The following is a 17,744-nucleotide window of genomic DNA, read 5'->3' as shown; positions in this document are numbered from 1 at the left end:
TATTTCTCCGGGTTGCCTGTTGGGCTTTCCGAGCCGAACGCTGGTCCTCGTTTGGAGACCGGTTTGCGCGGTTGCGGAGACCAAGGTTCGCGTCCCGCAAGCTCAGCACATCCAGAATCATCGCTCATGCGCCGAACAGGAGTGGACTTCAGCTCGGATTGGAGCGGAACTGCTCGGACCCAAGCTGCTGATCGAAGCGGCGGGTTCCTGCCCTGCTGACCCTGGTTCGCGGGGTCGTGCTGGTGGCGGCCGCGAGGGTCGTCCCGTGCGACAAAGGAACTTAACGATGACGCTATCCGACACCCAGCTGGTGCTGTTGAGCGCTGCAGCCCAGCACGACCAACACCTTCTTGTTCGCCCTGAACGGCTGTTCGGCAAGGCACTCGAAAGGCTGGTCACGCGGCTTACTGCAGCCGGTTTGGCCGAGCACGCCTTGGTCAAGCCGGACCAACCGCACTGGTCGGTGACCGAGGTGGGCGAGGCGGTCGGACTTCGTATCACGGCTGCCGGGTTGGCGGCGCTGGGCATCGCTGAAGATGCGCTTGAATCTTCACCAGAGGGTGGCGAGCTGACGACGTCGGATGCCGCGGCGGGTGATACTGATTGCGGAGGAGATCAGGCCTCTCCCGTTCAAATTACCCGCTCGCAGCTCTGGCCCGGAACGAAGCAAGCCATGTTGGTCGATATGCTGCGGCGGGACGAGGGTACGACCGTTGCGGCCATCATGGTCGCAACCGGATGGCTGCCGCATACGGTCCGGGCGGCGCTGACCGGTCTGCGCAAGAAGGGGCACCATCTCGACAAGGACCGCACTGCGTCTGGTGTAACCTGCTACCGGCTTACGACGCGCGTGCTTGTTGCGCGCATGTGCCCGGCAAGCGGCGCCGCGTGAGGCCATGCCGATGCTGGCTAAGCCCTCCATGATCTGCCCTGAACCGATGTCCAACCTTGCGCCGACGGACCCTGACACCGCTCTCGGCCGAGAGATCGCGTCCCTGCATGATCTCGACCTTCACAACCTCCGCAGCCGCTGGCGGCAGCGGCTACGCTGCCCAGCTCCTGCCACCCTGACCCGGCCGCTGCTGCTGCGCCTGCTAGCCTATCGCCTGCAGGCCAAGGTCTTGGGTGACCTTGATCCCGAGGCGGTGCGCTTTCTCGACAAGATCGCCAAGGCCAACGCCCGTCAGCGCGACGCCGCGGAAAAACGCAGCGCCAAAGCGGTGCCCACGGTACCACCGGTGCCGCCGATCCGGGGTCTTAAACCCGGAACGCTGCTGGTGCGCGAACATCTCGGGACGATGCATCGGGTCCTTGTGGTGGCCGATGGCTTCACGTGGGAAAGCAACCGCTATACGAGCCTTTCTGAAGTGGCCCGCGCCATCACGGGCACGCGCTGGAACGGCCCGCGGTTCTTCGGTTTGCGCGATAAGCCTGGTGCGTCGAGCGCAAGTTCTGAGACACTCATCGTGCCGAGCCATAAGGCAGGCGCATTGTGAGCATCCACAGCACTCACGCCCGCCATGGTCGCGACCAGCAGCCGCTTGCGAGCGGAGACAGGGGAGGGGCTCCCAAGCCGCTCCGCTGCGCCATCTACACCCGCAAATCGACCGAGAACGGGCTCGAGCAGGAATTCAACTCGCTCGACAACCAGCGCGAGGCCGCCGAAGCCTATGTCAAGAGTCAGGCCTATGAGGGCTGGCGCCTCCTTCGGGATTTGTATGACGACGGCGGCTTCTCGGGCGGCAGCCTTGAGCGTCCGGCGGTCGGCGTCTTGATGACGCCCGGCGCGACGGCGTTCACGCGGATGCCTTGTTTCACATATTCGATCGCAAGGGCGCGAGTTGCCGCATTGAGGCCGCCCATCGTCAGCATGGCTAGGCCCGACGGAAAGCGCGAGCTGGCGAACTCGGCGGTTGACGCCGTGATCTGGATAACATGATCAGTTCCCTGCTTGAGCATCACAGGAATGAACTGTTGGGTGATGAAGAAGAAGCCATCGAGATTGGTCTTCAAAACGAGACGATAGTCGTCCTCTGTATAGTCGGTGAAGGGTTTGCCGATGAAGACGCCCGCATTGTTCACCAGTGTGTCGATGCGACCGAACTTCTCGAGGGCTGCCGCGACAACGCGCTTGCCGGTGGCAGCATCGCCGATGTCGCCGGCAACAGTTATCAAATCCGGATCGGTCGAGGAGCGGATCGAGCGGGAAGTGGCGACGACGCCGTAGCCGAGGGCACGGAATCCCCTCACGATGCCTTCACCCAGCCCCTGAGAGGCGCCGGTGACGATCGCGAGCTTTTTAATTTCTGCCATTGCTGCATCTTCCTTCAAGGTTCTGTTGTCGCCAGTCTCTAAGGCGGTTTCGTAGGCCAGGAAATTCGCTATCTTTGATCAATGGCTGATCAGAAACGCACATAGATCGACTGGCGGGACGTGCGGATCTTCCTGGCGCTCGCGCGCCACGGCAGTCTGTCTGCTGCGGCACGAACGCTGGCAATGAACCACTCCACGATCTCACGCCGACTCCGGTCTCTCGAGGAGAGTCTCGGAGACAAGCTCGTCGAGCGGCGACCCGAAGGTTATGTCCTTACGTCAGCGGGGACGAATGCGCTGGAAGCGGCGAGCGACATGGAACATGCGGCGCAGATTCTGGGTCGCGGCATGTCGAATGGAGCACCTGCCGGCTTGCTGCGGATCAACACATCGCCCGCGATGTTGAACGGCTTCCTAGCCTCACGCGTCGCGGTATTGGCGGCGCGATTTGCAAAACTCGATATTGAACTGGCCGCAAACCACCGTCCATCAGCTTGGAGCGGCATGAGGCGGATAAGGCCATCCGCTTCAGGCGATTTGGGGATGGCGACGTGTTGGCGCTTTCTCTTGTGACTGGTTACCGGTTCTATGGAACAGAGGAAGCCTGTCGCTCCATCGAAGCGGGGGCCGATCCGGTCTTCATCGGGTTCGACGAGGCGAATCGGTATTTGCCCGAAGCGGTCTGGTTGGGGCGACACTTCTCGAGCCTCCGTTTAGCTTTTCGCACAACCGACCAATTTGCCCAATCGATTGCTGCGCGATCCGGAGTCGGACTCGCCGCTATCCTTCATTATATCGGCCGCAGCGACCCTGTGTTGAGGCCTTGCCACCTTGGCCGGGTACCTCCGAGCAAGGAGGTGTTCATGCTGACCCGCAGGCGCGACAGAAATAATCCGACTAACCGTTTTTCTAATCGACGAAGTGCTCGAAATGTACGAGCAGGCTCGCGAGCTGTTTCTGTAAAGTAGCAGACGATAATTCGGAAAACGCGGTCTGCTTTGAAGCGCGACGCTTGCATGACGAGGTGGACCGGGATCTACGGCGATTCGTAGACCAACAGAAGCAGCAACAGCGGCCCCGCCGCGACGTTGGCCGCGATCTGATGGGACATGATACGTGTGATCCCATCGCATCCAATGCCGAGTCGATCGCTGCGGCTGCCGCGTTCACGATGAGACGGGATCGCGATTGTCGGCAATCCAGGTCGCCGAGTTTCAGGCTCGCGGGCGAAATTCCATGGGGCTCCGGCGCCGTCTCATGCGACAGGCTTAACGATCCGCCGTGTCCAACACTTGGTTCAACAGGACCGCGCCGAGGATGATGGCGCCACGCACGACATATTGCCAGTATTCGGAGACATCGAGCAGCGTCATCCCGTTGGTGATGCAGCCCAGCAGCAGCACGCCGAGCAAAGTACCCCAGACGCGGCCCTTGCCGCCGAACAGGCTGGTCCCCCCGATGATCGTCGCGGCGATCACGTCGAGTTCCATTCCGGTCGCCGTGTTGCCGGTGCCCGACCCGATCTGCGAGGCGATGAGCGTTCCGGTAACGGCGGTGAGCACCCCGGTCATGGCGAGCGTCATGGTCTTGACGAAGAAGACGTCGATGCCCGACAGGCGAGCGGCCTCGGCATTGCCACCCACCGCATAGACGGCGCGGCCGAAGCTCGTGAACGTCATGAGCAGGTGCATCAGCACGAAAACGGTGAGGAAGACGTAGACCGGGAAGGGGACGCCAAATAGGTCGCCTGCGCCGAGAAACCCAAACCAGTCGGGCAGGTCGGTCAGCGGGAAGCCACCCGTGATAAGGTTCGCGGCGCCCCGCAGCGCGGTGAAGAGCGCGAGCGTCGTGATGAAGGTCGGCACGTTGAACCAGCGGCGCATGCTGCCGGTGAAGACTCCCGTCAGGAAGCCGATTGTCATGGCGACCAGCACGCCGATGGCCACCGCCGCCACCGAGCCGATGTGCATCGACAGGGCACCTGAAAACCAGGCGACCACGCATCCCGCCAGCGCCACGGCGGCCCCGACCGAAAGGTCGATCTCGCCAGCGATGATGACCGCCGTCATGCCGAACGCGATGATGCCGAGCATCGAGACGGTGCGCAGCACGTTGAAGAAATTGCCGAGCGAGGCGAAGCCGGGCGCGAAGATGACGAGGACCGCGACGATGACGAGCAGGATCGCCTCCATCGTGTAGATCTTGAGCATGGTGGTGCCCATGTGCCGGCGCGGCCGCGCCACGGGACGGGCGGTGTCGCTCATGTCGGGTGTCCTTCCATGCAAAGGCGATAAAGGCCGGCGAGCGTGATCGCACCGGGGAACACCTCGGCCACAATGCGTCCGAGCCGCATGACCAGGATACGATCAGCGACCTCCAGCAGCTCCTCGGGCTCGCTCGACACGAAAATCGAGGACAGGCCCTTGTCGGCCTCCCGCCACATAATGTCGAAAATCTGTTGCTTGGACTGCACATCGATGCCGCGGCTGGGCTCGTCGAAAAACATGACCTTGGGTTGCGTATTGAGCCAGTTGCCGATGACGATCTTTTGCTGATTACCGCCCGAGAGCGATGACACCGGCAGCAGGGCGTTCGGCACCTTGATGGCGAGCCCCTGAATCTGTCGGTCGACGAAGGGCTGTTCGCGCGCGCGGTCGATGAAACCGTGATGGGCGATGCGTCCGAGGCTGGCGAGACAGAGGTTGTCGTGTACCGACCGGGCCTGAACGAGCCCCGCCTCCTTGCGGTTCTCGGGCGTGTAGCCGACACCGAGAGCCTTCATACGGCGGAGCGAGGGGCGTCGGACCTCCTGGCCTTCCACCAAAATACGGCCTGTATCGAAGCGATCGGCGCCGAAGGCCGCCCGCAAAACCTCTGTGCGGCCCGCGCCGAGGAGACCAGCGAAGCCCAGCACCTCGCCACGATGGAGGTCGAAGGATACGTCCGCAAAGGCCCCTACGCGCGTCAGGCCGCGTACTTCAAGAACAGGCACCCCCGATGTGGCAGTCCGACGCGGAGGCCGCACCGCGCGGGCGACATTGCCGAACATCATCTCGACGATCCCCTCGGGGGTCGTGGCCGCCATCTCGGTGGTACCGATGAACTTTCCGTCCCGCAGCACCGTGCAGGTGTCGGCGATCTCGAACAGTTCGTTCATGCGGTGCGTGATGTAGATCATGGTCACGCCATCGCTGCGCAGCCGCCGAACCAGCTCGAACAGGAGGTCGACCTCGCGCGAGGCGAGCGCGGACGTCGGCTCGTCGAGGAGCAGGATGGCGGGCGAGTAGGACATCGCCTTGACGATCTCCACAACTTGCTGCTGGCCAACGCTGAGCGAGCCTACGGGGGCCTTGGAATCGATGTCGAGGCCCATGCCGTGCAACAGGCGCGTGGCATCGGCGTGGATGCGCGGCCAGTCGACCACGCTGCGGCCTAGGATGCGTCGCTGCGGCAGACGCCCCAGGTAGATGTTTTCGCCAACCGACAGTATGGGAACGAGCGACAATTCCTGATGGACCGTGACGATGCCGGCCGTAAAAGCGTCGCTGGGACTGTCGAACGCCACCGGATGCCCGCTGATGGTCAGCCGACCGAGGGTGGGCTGCACCGCCCCGGCCAGGATCTTGATGAGGGTCGATTTGCCCGACCCGTTCTTGCCCATCAGAGCATGCACGCGGCCGGGTTCGAACCTGTGGGTGAACGGCGCCAGCGCCAAGGTCGGCCCATAGGCCTTGGCGATGCCGTCGAGCTCGATGGCGCCCAGGGTCATGGATGGGCCATGGCGAGAGCGGCTTGGCGCGAGGCCGCCTTCACTGCACCGACTTGGCGCTGGCCAGGAAGGCCTCGATGCCGGCCTTGTCGTCTCGGGCGAGCGGCAGGGCCGGAACCAGGACCTGCTTGTCGACCGGCTTGCCGTCGATAGCCTGGAGTGCGGTCTGAATTGCATCCTTGCCGACCTCGACTGGCTGCTGCGCGGTCGTCGCGATCAGCACACCGTCGGGGTCGAGCAGGAAGTTGGCAAGTTGCTCGGATCCGTCGGTGCCGAACACGAAGACCTTGCCTTGCTTACCGGCCCGCCGCACGGCCTGGACGGCCCCAACCGTGCCGCCCTCGTTGGCCGCATAGATCACGTTGATCTCGGGATGAGCGGTCATGAGGTCGCTTGCAACCGCGACAGCCTTTTCTGCCAGAAATCCGTCCTGCTGCGCCACGGTGGTGATGGTGGTGCCCTCCTTGGCAGCGGCAAGGAAGCCGTTGGTGCGTGCGTCACTCTGCTCGGCAAGTTGCGAGCGGAACGCCAGGATGCCGAGATTGGCCTTGCCGCCAAGCTTGTCCTTGATGAACTTTGCCGCGATCTTGCCCGAACCCATCCCGATGTCGCTGTCCGACGTGCCGATGAACGCGACTGGGAAGTCGGCGTCCATGTGGGTGCCGTAGAGCACGATCTTGACACCCTTGTCGTTAGCGCGCTGTAGGGCTTTCACCGAGGCCTTGGCACTGATCGGCGCGATCACGATGGCCTTTGCGCCACGCGCCACGAAGGTGTCGACCAGCGTCGCTTCTTTCTCGGCCTTCGACTCCGAATTGCCCTGCAGCAGAATCGCGTGGTCTTTGGCGCCGGCCTGCAGGCCGAGCTGGATTCCACGGAAATACTGGTCTTGCTGGAACACGATCCCGCCGATCGTGGGCAGTTCCGCCGCTATGGCAGAAGTGGCCATCATGCCGGCCGCAATGATAGCGGCACCTGCGATATGTTTGAATGTCCTCGTCATGAAAGTTGTCCTCTCCCGATCGTGTTGTTTTCTGCGTTCAGTCGCCGATTGGTTCGGCGACCGTGTCCGTCGCGCTGATGAACTGCGCGCCGTATTCGAGGTGACGGCTGACCAGGTAGGCGTAGGCCGTGCGATCGCGCCGCCGCACCGCCTGCACGATGCCGTCGTGCTCCTGAAAGGTGCCGTCGATCACCGGCCTCCGCGACTTGCCGAGTAGCATGAGGCGCAGCACGGCCGGCTTGAGAAAGCGATAGATCTCGTCGAGCGTGCGATTATTGGCGAGGCCGATCAGGGCGCTGTGGAAGTGGAAATCGGCCTCGGCTGCCGCCTCGATGCCGCGTGCGACTCGCATCGTCGCATTCAGTTCCTCGAGCTGATCGAGGTCCGCCGCTCCGACCGTCATTACGGCATCGCCGATGCCGACCTCGACGATCCGACGGAAGCCTTGCACGTCCGCAAAGGTCTCGAGCGACACGTCCATGTTGGCCGACAGAAGGTCGAAGGCCGCCGCCACGCCTCGGTCGACAATGACGGCCCCGACCTTCGGGCGCACATCGATTAGCCCATAGGTCTTAAGCGTTCGCAGGGCCTCGCGCACGGTGTTGCGGCTTGCGGAGAGATAATCGCCGAGCTCGCGCTCGGTGGGCAACGGATCGCCGACCCCCAGGCCACGATCCCGGATCAATGCGCGGATTCTCTGGACCAGAACGTCGACGGTCGTCCCGTGCGGGACGACGAGCGAGGCCGGCAAGGCAAGTCTCGCGACCGCCATCACACGATTCCGGACCGCTGGACCATGCGGACGGTGATCCTGTCGCCGTCCAGCACCGGGCGGGAGCGTCCGAGCGCGGCGGTCACGGCCGAGTCTCCACGACGCGCGACGGCGGGGTCGCGATGCCCGGTCTGATGAGGGCGTTCAGGTAGCCCATAGCAAAGGCCATGCCGGCGTGCCAGGGGGCGCCGCAGCTCATCTGCGGCGCGTGGTCCGGTATGACGACGCCGTCGAACTCCGCCTCGCGTAGCAGCTCGATCACGCGGGGGACGTCGATGTCTCCCTCGTCGATGAAGGTCTCGTGATAATGGGGGACACGACCGCGTACGTTGCGTAGGTGCACATAGGCGATGGTTCCCTGGCGGGCATGCCGGGCGACTGTCTCGTAGACGTCACCCTCGGCCATTTCGGCGACGGTGCCGACGCAGAATTCGAGCGCATTGGCGCGGCTGCTTCCGAGATCAAGCAGGCGCTGATAAAGATGCGGCTGGTAGACCAGCCGAGGCTGCTGGCGAACCATCGGGAGTGGCGGGTCGTCCGGATGCGCGGCCATGCGGACGCCGGCCTCCTCGGCGACGGGCAGGATGCGGTCCAAAAACCATTGCAGGTTTGCCCAAAGCGCCTCTGCGGGGACAGTGGCACGAACCCCCTCTGCTGCTGGGTCGACCACCATGTTCCAGGCCATGCTGGCGGGCACTGGACTCTGCGTCACGGTGTTGAGCCCGTCCAGTCCGACCGAGGGCGCACCGCCGCGGGCGCCGTTGGAGGTGACGCGCCCTGCAACGCCCGCGAGGCTAAAATTATAGCCGAACACCTGAATGCCCGCCGCCCCTACATTGCGAATAAGCTGTTTCACGCCCTCCATCTGGGCATCGCGGCGCGGTCCACCGAACAGAATATCGGACCACAAGGCAGGGTCGAAATTCTCGACCGCGTAAAAGATCAGATCATGGTGCGCCATCGCATCGCGGATGGCGACGAGTTCGTCGACCGCCCACACGCGTCCCTCGGCGATGCCCCACCCAGATCCGTCGCCGACCGGCTGGTCGGCACGTGTGGTCTGGTCGTTGCCGCGGAAGTAGTCGCACATATGCACGACGATGTGGGTTGCGCCGCATTGCCGGGCGAAGGCGAAATGCGCGTCATCCAGCATGTGACGGTACAGCCCGAAGCCCAGTTTCATGGACGCGCATCTCCCGAATCTCGACCCTCAGCCCGAGTGTCTCGAAGGTATTTGTTGGACCAAAATCTGTCAACGCCGTTTGGTCCATTGCTGAGGGTCGGTTCTATAGGTACATTATCGTCAAGTGACTGTTGGCTACGCCGGCGTGGTCCAACGATATAGCGAATGAGGGAGTGAGCGATGGTACGGGAGATGGAGGGCAAGATCGCGTTGGTTACCGGCACGTCGGGGGTGGCAGCCGCGACATGCGTTCGTCTGGTCAATCTCGGGGCGCGTGTCCTCGCCTGCGGCATTGATGAGGCCGCCAACGCGGCCCTCGTCGCCAGAATCCCCGATGCCGTGGTTCGGCGGGCCGACATGGCGGTGCCGGCTGAGGTCGAGGGCTGTGTCGCGGACACCGTCGAGCGCTTCGGCGGCATTGACATCATTGTGAACGCGGCCGCCATCCATCCCTTCGGCACGGTTGTCGAGACCGATGTTGCGACATGGACGAGGTGCCTATCCGTCAATGTTGGCTCGATCTACCTCACCGGCCATTTCGGTATTCCTGCCCTTCGCAAACGCGGCGGGGGCTCTATCGTCAACCTGGCCTCCGTCCAAGGTCACGCCTGCCAGCAGGGCGTTGCCGCCTATGTGGCCACCAAGGGCGCGATCCACGCGCTGACGCGCGCCATGGCGCTCGATCACGCATTCGACAACATCCGGGTCAATTCTGTCAGCCCCGGCTCGGTGCGAACCCCCATGCTGGCGATGGCGGCGCGGCATTTCGACGGCCCGGATGTTGATATCGAGGCGGTGTTCCGCCGGTTCGGGGACGCCCACCCGCTCGGCCGGATCGCCGAAGCCGAGGAAGTGGCCGAGATGATCGTCTTCCTGGCTGGCCCGCGCGCCGGCTTCTGCACAGGCGGCGACTATCTGATCGATGGTGGCCTGACAGCGGGCATCGGGGTCCGATAACTCGATCCGTTTATACGATCGCGGCCGCCGGCCTTCGGCTCACGGTGACGGCCGGTAACACTTTATCTAGCGAGCGGTGTCAGGCACTCTCGCATAGTGCGCTTCCTCATTGCTGCGTGACATCACATTTTGAGGCAGGACCTACTATGACATCGTGCAACTGCCGGACGCCAGAGCATCGAGCTGTTACCTTGGTGGTCATTTCACCCAACCAACTCGTCTTGAGCCAGATGCGTGCTCCATGAGAAAGGTTTGAACTCAGCGGACCAAGAGTGTCAGCCAAAAAGCTGAGCGGCGGGGGGGTAGGGACCGTCTATGTTGCACGCTTTCATGGCTGCGGCGCGTCGCAACGACATTCCGAGTCTTGCTTTCGAGGTCGAAAGAGGAGCGCAATCTGGATGCGATCTTTGCCATGTTCCCGAAATTACTGGTCACCGCTGAGACGGCGCTTTCTTGGTTCTCTTTCTCAAAAAGGCCTTTCCGCTTTTCGGCTAGGATGCGCCAGGAAAAGATATTGAGGACTTGCCCGACTCCGTACATTTTGTCTCCGCCCACTGTCATCGTTTCTGCGGTTTGTAGAAGCTCCGGAGGTTCCGTTCTGTCCGGGAGGAACTGATCGACCGCAGGGCGTGGATGTTAGGGGATCACACCGTGAACAGCGCGATCTCAATCGCCATGGGCAGAATATATGACCCTCGCCCACCCGGCATTGTTTAGGACACCTCTGCCATCGTTTGACCGAAAGACTTTCGTCTCCCTGCAAAGGTCAGCTTGACCGAAGCAGTGGATTGCCTTTGCCCACTGATCACGCCGCCTTGCGTCAGGATGCCTGCACAATCCGGAACCCCTCGATCTCTTTGATCACGGGGCGCCCTTTCCATCGTTCTACATCATGCAGGATGATCAGGCGGTCGAGATCGCCTTTGATGGCCTTGTTGATGCGATCGATCGTCTTGAGCTGGTCCCAAGCGGAGCCGATGGCATTTGTCAGGGGCACGTAGACGCCGCTGTGGTCGTGGCCGCAGATGTTGCGGCTCGAATAGACGCAATCGCCTGACACGACGAGGCTGCCCCGGGCGGTTTCGAGGATAATGAACTGCTGGCCCATGGTGTGGCCCTCCCCGAGCCGCACGTGAAGGCCGGGGAGCAGATCATCGACATCGCCGTCGACGAGATTAAGGCGATGCTCCACCGCCGCATTAAATGCATGACGCAGATCATCGGGATTGATGATTTCGGTAAGGAAGCCGAAGGCCGGCGGCAGCGCCAAGGCCTCGTGCCAACTCAGGATCTCCCGCTTTTGGATGTGGAGGCGCGCTTTTGGGAATTTGCCGATCGATCCCATATGGTCGAAATGCGCGTGGCTGAGAACGATGTCCGTGACGTCGTCGGGGCCGACGCCTATCTCGGCCAGCATGCGCAGCGGGGAGATCCAGTACGGCACGTCGAACTTGATCGCGATCGCTTCGCCGCTGCCCTCGCGCATGAAGCCGGTGTCGCACAGCACGATTCTATCCGCCCGGCGCGCCAGCACGAAGGAGAAGGGCAGGTCATGCACTTCGTCGAATGACGCGCCATGGATCAGCCCTACCATCCGCTGCTGTCGCGAACGGGCGAATTCGATGACCTGGACGTCCCAGAGGGAGGATGGTTCGCTCATGGCTTCAACTCTCTGCGATGGAGCGGCCGAGGCTCGACAGGCCCACGGCGACGATGAGGATGGCGCCCTGCAGCATGTATTGCGAGAAGGTCGGCGCCCCGAAAATGTTCAGCCCGTTGAATCCGAACGCGATGATGAGAGCACCGATCAGCGTGCCCAGAACGTGGAAGTCGCCATCCCGCAAGGTGGCCGATCCGAGGAACACCGCCGCGAAAGCCGTCAAAAGGTAGCTGTCGGCGGCGCTCGCGGTACCGCTGCCCAGGCGCGAGGCGAGCAGGATGCCGGTCAGCGCCGCGCAGGTGCCGGAGATCATGAAGCCGAGGATCTTGATGTGGTCGACGTCGATCCCGGCAAGGCGCGCGGCCGCCGGATTGCCCCCGACTGCCTGAATCTCCTGGCCCAGCGCGGTGCGCTCGACCAGCACCCAAAGCCCGCCCACGATAACGACCACCACCACGATGTTATTGGGAATACCGAACAGCCAGCGGCCGAGCGACAGCTGCAGGAAGGCCTCGGGGACACCCGCGACGATCGGCACACCCGCCGAATACGCGAAGGCAAGGCCGGTCAGGATGGTGCCGACCCCGAGCGTCGCGATCACCGAATTGACCCGGATCTTGGTGACGATCAGCCCGTTGACGAGGCCGATGAGCGCGCCGGCAAGGAGCACGATCAGCACCGCGAGCGGGATCGGCAGCTTGCTCGAGACGATGAGTCCTGTGACCAGGATGCCATGGAGGCTGGCCGCGAAGCCGATCGACAGATCGAGTTCACCGACCACGACCGCGAGCGTCAGCCCAGCCGCGATGATCATTGCGAGGGAGGCCTGGTTCAGGACGTTGGTAAAGTTGTTGATGGTCGGGAACGCGCGGGGCGACAGCACCGAGAAGGCGACGATCATGGCGCAAAGCCCCAGGATCGTGGCGTAACGGGCGAAGAACCCCAGCGACGCCTTGGCACCGGGCGATAGGCGGCGGTTGGAAGTCACGATGGCGCTCATCACGAAGGTCCTGCAAAAACGGGTTCGGCGTAGCTGGCTTCGATGATTGCATTGCGGCTGACCGCGTCGCCATCGAGTTCGCGCACGATGCGGCCTTCCGCCATGACCAGCACACGGTCGCAAAGGTCGGGCAACTCATCCGGCTCGGACGAGATAACCAGCACCGCCATGCCCTTGGTGGCCAGATCGCGGATCAGCCGGTGGATTTCGCCCCGCGCCCCGATGTCGACGCCCCGCGTCGGCTCGTCGAGGATTAGCACCTTGGGGCCGCGTAGCAGCCAGCGCCCGATCACCACCTTCTGCTGGTTGCCCCCGCTGAGCCGACCGACTGGGGTCTCGACCGACGGGGTCTTGACCGCGAGATCGCGCACAATTTCAAAAGACAGTGCGGTGCGCCGCCGACCGTCGATCAGCGGCAGGGCCCGATGACGGACGATGCGAGCCAGGTTGGCGAGTTGCAGGTTGAAGGCGACGCTTTTGGTCAGCAGCAGCCCCTCGGCCCGCCGCTCTTCGGGCACGAGCCCAAGCCCCGCCTTGACGGCAGCGGCCGGCGAGTGCGGCGCGAAGGGGCGGCCCTCCAGCGTCATGGATCCGGCATCGCTGCGATCGGCGCCGTAGATGAGGCGGGCGAGTTCGGTGCGGCCGGCGCCCACCAGACCGCCGATACCCAGCACTTCGCCCCGGTGGAGGTTGAAACTGACCCCCTTCACGCGCGGGTACCGCGCAAGATCGCGGACGCTCAGCACCGGTGTTTCCCGCGATGGCACGCTTGCTGTCTTGACCAAGCGTTCGACTTGTCGCCCCACGATGGCGCGCACGAGTGCGGCGCGGGTCAGGTTGGGCTTGTCGATCGTCGCGACCGACAGCCCATCACGGAACGCCGTCGCGCGGTGACAGAGCCGTAGAACCTCGTCGAGCCGGTGCGAGACGTAGAGAATAGCCACGCCCGAACGGGCGAGCTCCTCGACGATGCTGAAAAGCTTTTCGCTCTCGCTTGCCGACAAAGAGGCAGTCGGCTCGTCCATGACAATGAGCCGGGCGTGGCGGATCAACGCCCGGGTGATGTTGATCAACCAGTTCTCGGCGGTGGACAGGCCCTTTACATTGGCGAACAACGGCGCCGTGATGCCGACTTTGGCGGCCACGGGCGCGACGTCCCGGGCTACGGCCCGCCAGTCGATCAGCCCGAAGCGAGTCTTCTTAGGGAGGCCGAGCATCATGTTCTGCACGACGCTCATGCTGGGCACGAAGGCGAGCTCCTGATGAATGAAATTCATCCCGAGCGCGCCTGCCGCTTGGGGAGTCGGGATTGTGACCGGCTGCCCCTCGTAGCGAATGGTCCCCGCATCCGGCTGCACCAGTCCGGCCAGCACGCGAATGAGGGTCGACTTGCCGGCGCCGTTGGCGCCGACGAGCCCATGAACCTCGCCGGGATACAGCGAAAGCGACACCCCATTGAGGGCCTGAACACCGCCATATGCTTTAGCGATACCCTCTGCGCTCACCAACGGTGCGGTCGTTGAATACTTCGCCACTGCGGCTGCTGCCGATCCCGCCATGAAGCCCCGGCGCTCTATTGGCCCGTGGCGTCAGGATGCGCCTTGACGAACTGCTCCACCGTGTCCTTGGTCACCAGGACGGCCGGGACCTCGACTGCCTTCGCGGTCCATCCGGCGCCGGCAGTTTTGATGTCTTTCAGCAACTTCACCATCTGGTAGCCTTCCTTGTAGCTGTCCTCCCAGGCGGTCGCGGTCATGTGGCCGTTCTTGATATTCTCGATCGCCTGCGCGTTGCCGTTTACGCCGTACACGAGGACATCGTCGCGGCTCTGCTGGCGCAGGGCGCCGATGGCGCCGATGGCCGGATCGTCCCAACAGCCCCAGATAGCCTGCTTACCCTCGCCTGCCGGATGCGACGCCAGCCAAGCGTTGGCGTATTGCGCGCCATCCTCGAAATAGCCAGGAATGCGAACTTCGTTCTTGGTGACCTTAATGTCCGGATCCTTGGTGAGGACCTGGTCGAGCAACGTCTCGCGGTTGCGACACACCTCTCCGGTGCGATAGGTCAGCGCCAGAAGGTCGCCTTTCCCGCCCATGTCAGCGACCATCTTGTCGATGACCGGCTGCGCGATCGGCGCACCCGACCCATTGGTGGCCGCCACCGACCCGCCAAGCCCGCCGCCCCATGTCACCACAGGCACTCCAGCATCCTTGGCGGCCGCAAGACCCGCCCCGATGGAGGACCACGGGAACACCATATCGACGATCGCCGCAGCGCCTCGGCCTGCGAAGTTCTGGATGGCCGAGTTCGCCTGGTCGGCGCTGCCGGCCGCATCGATGACCGAGACGGCCATGCCGTCCTCCTTGGCGGCCGCCGTCGCGCCCGCGATGTAGCGCGCGTTGTTGGCCTCGACCGCAGAGATCGACACGATGCCGAGTAGCGGCTGGTCGGCCGCATGGGCGATGCCGCCCGTGATGGCTAAACCGGCGATCAAACCCATCACTGTTATGTTCTGCACTGCACCCTCCCGCGCCGTCGCCTTGAGCGAACTTAATCTAATCGTTTCGATAGTCTTGCGGAAATATGCGCTCGTTGCAAGAGGAAGTAGACGGAAAGCCTGGACTTGCGGTGGTGGATTGTCCAGTCTGCGAGCGAACCGATTAGCTGAGAGATTGTTTGGCTACGATCAAAGATGTCGCCAAGGCCGCAAATGTATCGACCGCAACCGTCTCGGCGGTGGTCAACGAAAGCGCCTTCGTCAGCCCCGAGCTGCGCGCGCGCGTCACCGCGGCGATCGCAAGCCTCGCCTATGCGCCTTCATCAGCTGCCCGCAATCTGAAGTCGGGTCGCAGTCAGTTGATCGCCCTCGTGGTGTCCGACCTCGCCAATCCATTCTTCGCCAGGGTCGTGTGCTCGGCCGAAGCCGCCGTCGCGGCATGGGGCTACTCTCTGGTGATCTTCAATAGCGACGAGAAGCCCGATAAAGAGCGTCGGATCCTGGCCCGCATCCGTGCGCTCTCGTGTGATGGGATTTTGCTGGTCCCGGTGGACAGCACTGTCCGGGGCGACCTGCGTGACCCCGACGGCCATGCGATCCCGATGGTTCAGTTCGGGCGTCTCGCCGACGATGGCCGCTCCGATAGCGTGACAATCGACAACGTGTCGGCCGCGCGGCAAGTCACCAACTATCTTCTCGACCTCGGTCACCGCGCGATCGGTACCATCACGGGGCCTCCCCATCTGACGACCGGGCGCGGACGCCTGGAAGGGCTGCAGGACGCGATGGCAGCACGCGGTCTGGTGCCTCGCCCCGAACACGTCCGCTCTGGCGAGTTCCGCGAGGACGTCGCCTATTCGGTCGCTCGTGAGATCATCGATCGTCCGGACCGGCCCACCGCCCTTTACGCCGCGAGTGGTGTCATGGCGCTAGGCGTCATGCGGGCTCTGGCCGACCTCGGGCTCAAATGCCCTGACGACATTTCGATCGCCTCGACCGACACGATCCCGGGGATTGGGGCTCTTCGGCCCCGCCTGACCCGCACCGAACACCCGGTGATCGACATGACGAATGAGGCCTTACGCCTTCTCGTCGATCGAATGACCAGGGGTAGCGGGGGGCCACCCCGTCATGTTGTTTTCCAACCAGCCCTGATCCTCGGCGAAAGCTGTACCCCGCAAAAAGACTCCGCCCGATAAAGCAAAGCTTAAAACCGACTGGAATGAGTTAAAATGGCAATTAGTGCGGCTGTCTAGCTAAGCGCACTGGGCAATAGCAGACTCAGCTATGCGCCGGTAGCTGACGTTGAGGCGCGGCCAGATTGTGGACCTTCAAGATCGATAAACGATCAGACCGGAGTCCACCCTAATCAGCAACTTGGATCGTCCGTCTGCGGGGCATCGCGTAGATGCGCAACGAGGACTTCGCCGCCGGCCAGTTTAGCTGCCGCTTGGCACTCAGCCGAATTTAGACAGGTAAACTTTACAGTTGGCTGTAAATATGCTAACTTCTGGGCATGAACGCCGCCCCCGATGATCTTTCTGAAACGCAGGCGTCGGTCTTGGCGCAGGATCTCCGCACGCTGCTGAGCAAGCTGAAGCGCCGGCTGCGAGAGCAGGCCAATGTCGGGCAGCTGACCCCATCTCAAGCTTCTATTCTCCTACGCCTGGAAACGGATGGGCCGGCCACCGCCTCGAGCCTGGCACGAGCAGAAGGCATGCGCGCCCAATCCGTCCGTCCCGTCATCATCGCCTTGCAAGACGCCGGTTTCGTCACGGGCGCGCCGGACCCGAATGACGGCAGGCAAACCGTTCTATCGCTCACAGACACTTGCCTGGGTTGGATACAGGAGGGCCGTGCGGCGCGGCAGGACTGGCTTGCGCGCACCATCCAGGCCCGCCTTTCGACGCAGCAGCAGGTGGACGTCGCCAAAGCGGTCGAGCTGCTCAAAAGGCTGGTCGACGACTGACCGCCCTGGCTCTCAACCGGTGCACTAAAAAAACAGATGCCTGAAGAGGACTTCTCCATGTCACTCACCACGCTCGATCCGAAGACCGCGCTCCTCATCATCGACCTGCAGAAGGGAATGATCGGTTATCCCTTCGTACATCCCATCGGCGACATCGTCGATCGAGCGCGGGCCCTGACCGACGCCTTCCGTCGACGCGGCCTACCGATCGTGCTCGTCAATGTCGCCGGCGTCGCGCCAGGGCGCACCGAGCAGCCGCCGCGGCTCACGGGCGAGCCTCCCGCGGACTGGACCGACATCATAGCGGAGCTCAATCCGCAGCCCAGCGACATCCGAGTAACCAAACGGACCTGGGGCGCGTTCGCGAGCACCGACCTGGAAGACCGCCTCCGGGCGCTGGGCGTCACCCAAGTCGTCGTCATCGGCGTGGCGACCGGAACAGGCGTGGAGGCGACCGCGCGCCAGGCCTACGAGCAAGGCTTTAACGTCACCCTCGCCATTGACGCCATGACTGACGCGCGTCCTCAGGCACACGACTATAGCCTGACGAACGTCTTCCCGCGCCTCGGCGAGATGGGGACGGCCCAGGACATCATCGATCTACTCGGCACAAGGTAAAGC

17 protein-coding genes and 1 pseudogene are annotated in these 17,744 nt (G+C 63.2%); 8 read left to right on the top strand and 10 right to left on the bottom strand.

Features of this window, described 5'->3' with window-relative positions; translation table 11 throughout:
- Nucleotides 1–286 precede the first annotated feature (286 nt).
- The 3 genes and pseudogenes from EY713_RS04305 to EY713_RS04295 form a co-directional block, all read left to right on the top strand.
- Complete coding sequence (locus EY713_RS04305) at nucleotides 287–892, top strand: DUF3489 domain-containing protein (protein WP_131113720.1); 606 nt, start codon at nucleotides 287–289, stop codon at nucleotides 890–892.
- Between the two features lie 10 nt (nucleotides 893–902).
- On the top strand, nucleotides 903–1,496 hold the full coding sequence (locus EY713_RS04300; protein ID WP_245572889.1) for a DUF2924 domain-containing protein: 594 nt from the start codon (nucleotides 903–905) through the stop codon (nucleotides 1,494–1,496).
- A gap of 92 nt (nucleotides 1,497–1,588) precedes the next feature.
- Nucleotides 1,589–1,777, top strand: a pseudogene (locus EY713_RS04295) (recombinase family protein); the annotation flags it as partial.
- On the opposite strand, the gene EY713_RS04290 reads toward EY713_RS04295, so the two are convergent.
- Nucleotides 1,687–2,331: an SDR family NAD(P)-dependent oxidoreductase gene (locus EY713_RS04290; RefSeq protein WP_245572888.1), complete on the bottom strand. Its 645-nt coding sequence runs from the start codon at nucleotides 2,329–2,331 to the stop codon at nucleotides 1,687–1,689. The pseudogene EY713_RS04295 and the gene EY713_RS04290 overlap by 91 nt on opposite strands.
- 102 nt (nucleotides 2,332–2,433) lie before the next feature.
- Here EY713_RS04290 and EY713_RS23085 point away from each other — a divergent pair, with 102 nt between their 5' ends.
- Nucleotides 2,434–2,886, top strand: coding sequence for a LysR family transcriptional regulator (locus EY713_RS23085; RefSeq protein WP_245572887.1), 453 nt, complete (start codon nucleotides 2,434–2,436; stop codon nucleotides 2,884–2,886).
- Between the two features lie 695 nt (nucleotides 2,887–3,581).
- On the opposite strand, the gene EY713_RS04280 is transcribed toward EY713_RS23085, so the two are convergent.
- From EY713_RS04280 to EY713_RS04260, 5 genes are all read right to left on the bottom strand, one after another.
- A complete protein-coding gene (locus EY713_RS04280; RefSeq protein ID WP_131113719.1) occupies nucleotides 3,582–4,577 on the bottom strand; it encodes an ABC transporter permease in 996 nt (331 codons plus the stop codon).
- Entirely contained in the window at nucleotides 4,574–6,082 is a 1,509-nt protein-coding gene (locus EY713_RS04275) for a sugar ABC transporter ATP-binding protein (RefSeq protein WP_131113718.1), read from the bottom strand. Before EY713_RS04275 ends, EY713_RS04280 begins: the two co-directional genes overlap by 4 nt.
- Before the next feature lie 40 nt (nucleotides 6,083–6,122).
- A complete protein-coding gene (locus EY713_RS04270; RefSeq protein ID WP_131113717.1) occupies nucleotides 6,123–7,085 on the bottom strand; it encodes a substrate-binding domain-containing protein in 963 nt (320 codons plus the stop codon).
- Nucleotides 7,086–7,122: 37 nt separating this feature from the next.
- Entirely contained in the window at nucleotides 7,123–7,857 is a 735-nt protein-coding gene (locus tag EY713_RS04265; RefSeq protein WP_131113716.1) for a FadR/GntR family transcriptional regulator, read from the bottom strand.
- Nucleotides 7,858–7,939: 82 nt separating this feature from the next.
- Nucleotides 7,940–9,040, bottom strand: coding sequence for a mannonate dehydratase (locus EY713_RS04260; protein WP_131113715.1), 1,101 nt, complete (start codon nucleotides 9,038–9,040; stop codon nucleotides 7,940–7,942).
- 180 nt (nucleotides 9,041–9,220) lie between these two features.
- Here EY713_RS04260 and EY713_RS04255 point away from each other — a divergent pair, with 180 nt between their 5' ends.
- Nucleotides 9,221–9,997: an SDR family NAD(P)-dependent oxidoreductase gene (locus tag EY713_RS04255; RefSeq protein WP_131113714.1), complete on the top strand. Its 777-nt coding sequence runs from the start codon at nucleotides 9,221–9,223 to the stop codon at nucleotides 9,995–9,997.
- Between the two features lie 820 nt (nucleotides 9,998–10,817).
- Here the strand turns inward: EY713_RS04255 and EY713_RS04250 are convergent.
- The 4 genes from EY713_RS04250 to EY713_RS04235 form a co-directional block, all read right to left on the bottom strand.
- Nucleotides 10,818–11,657, bottom strand: coding sequence for an N-acyl homoserine lactonase family protein (locus EY713_RS04250; RefSeq protein WP_131113713.1), 840 nt, complete (start codon nucleotides 11,655–11,657; stop codon nucleotides 10,818–10,820).
- Between the two features lie 4 nt (nucleotides 11,658–11,661).
- On the bottom strand, nucleotides 11,662–12,657 hold the full coding sequence (locus tag EY713_RS04245) for an ABC transporter permease (protein ID WP_131113712.1): 996 nt from the start codon (nucleotides 12,655–12,657) through the stop codon (nucleotides 11,662–11,664).
- Nucleotides 12,657–14,162 carry a sugar ABC transporter ATP-binding protein gene (locus EY713_RS04240; protein WP_245572886.1) on the bottom strand — a complete coding sequence of 502 codons (1,506 nt, stop codon included), beginning with the start codon at nucleotides 14,160–14,162 and terminating at the stop codon, nucleotides 12,657–12,659. The genes EY713_RS04245 and EY713_RS04240 overlap by 1 nt, the downstream gene beginning before the upstream one ends.
- Before the next feature lie 68 nt (nucleotides 14,163–14,230).
- The gene (locus EY713_RS04235) at nucleotides 14,231–15,175 is read right to left on the bottom strand and encodes a sugar ABC transporter substrate-binding protein (protein ID WP_245572885.1); all 945 of its coding nucleotides are present in this window, start codon (nucleotides 15,173–15,175) and stop codon (nucleotides 14,231–14,233) included.
- Between the two features lie 158 nt (nucleotides 15,176–15,333).
- On the opposite strand from EY713_RS04235, the gene EY713_RS04230 reads away from it, so the two are divergent.
- From EY713_RS04230 to EY713_RS04220, 3 genes are all read left to right on the top strand, one after another.
- The gene (locus EY713_RS04230; protein WP_131113710.1) at nucleotides 15,334–16,353 is read left to right on the top strand and encodes a LacI family DNA-binding transcriptional regulator; all 1,020 of its coding nucleotides are present in this window, start codon (nucleotides 15,334–15,336) and stop codon (nucleotides 16,351–16,353) included.
- A 317-nt stretch (nucleotides 16,354–16,670) separates the two neighbouring features.
- Nucleotides 16,671–17,123, top strand: a complete 453-nt coding sequence (locus tag EY713_RS04225; protein ID WP_131113709.1) for a MarR family winged helix-turn-helix transcriptional regulator — start codon at nucleotides 16,671–16,673, stop codon at nucleotides 17,121–17,123.
- A 57-nt stretch (nucleotides 17,124–17,180) separates the two neighbouring features.
- The gene (locus EY713_RS04220) at nucleotides 17,181–17,741 is read left to right on the top strand and encodes an isochorismatase family protein (protein ID WP_131113708.1); all 561 of its coding nucleotides are present in this window, start codon (nucleotides 17,181–17,183) and stop codon (nucleotides 17,739–17,741) included.
- Nucleotides 17,742–17,744 lie beyond the last annotated feature (3 nt).

Source organism: Lichenihabitans psoromatis (assembly GCF_004323635.1).
GTDB classification, from domain to species: Bacteria; Pseudomonadota; Alphaproteobacteria; order Rhizobiales; family Beijerinckiaceae; genus Lichenihabitans; species Lichenihabitans psoromatis.
The sequence above is the reverse complement of the archived record's forward strand: the minus strand, read 5'-3'. Positions and strand labels throughout refer to the sequence as shown.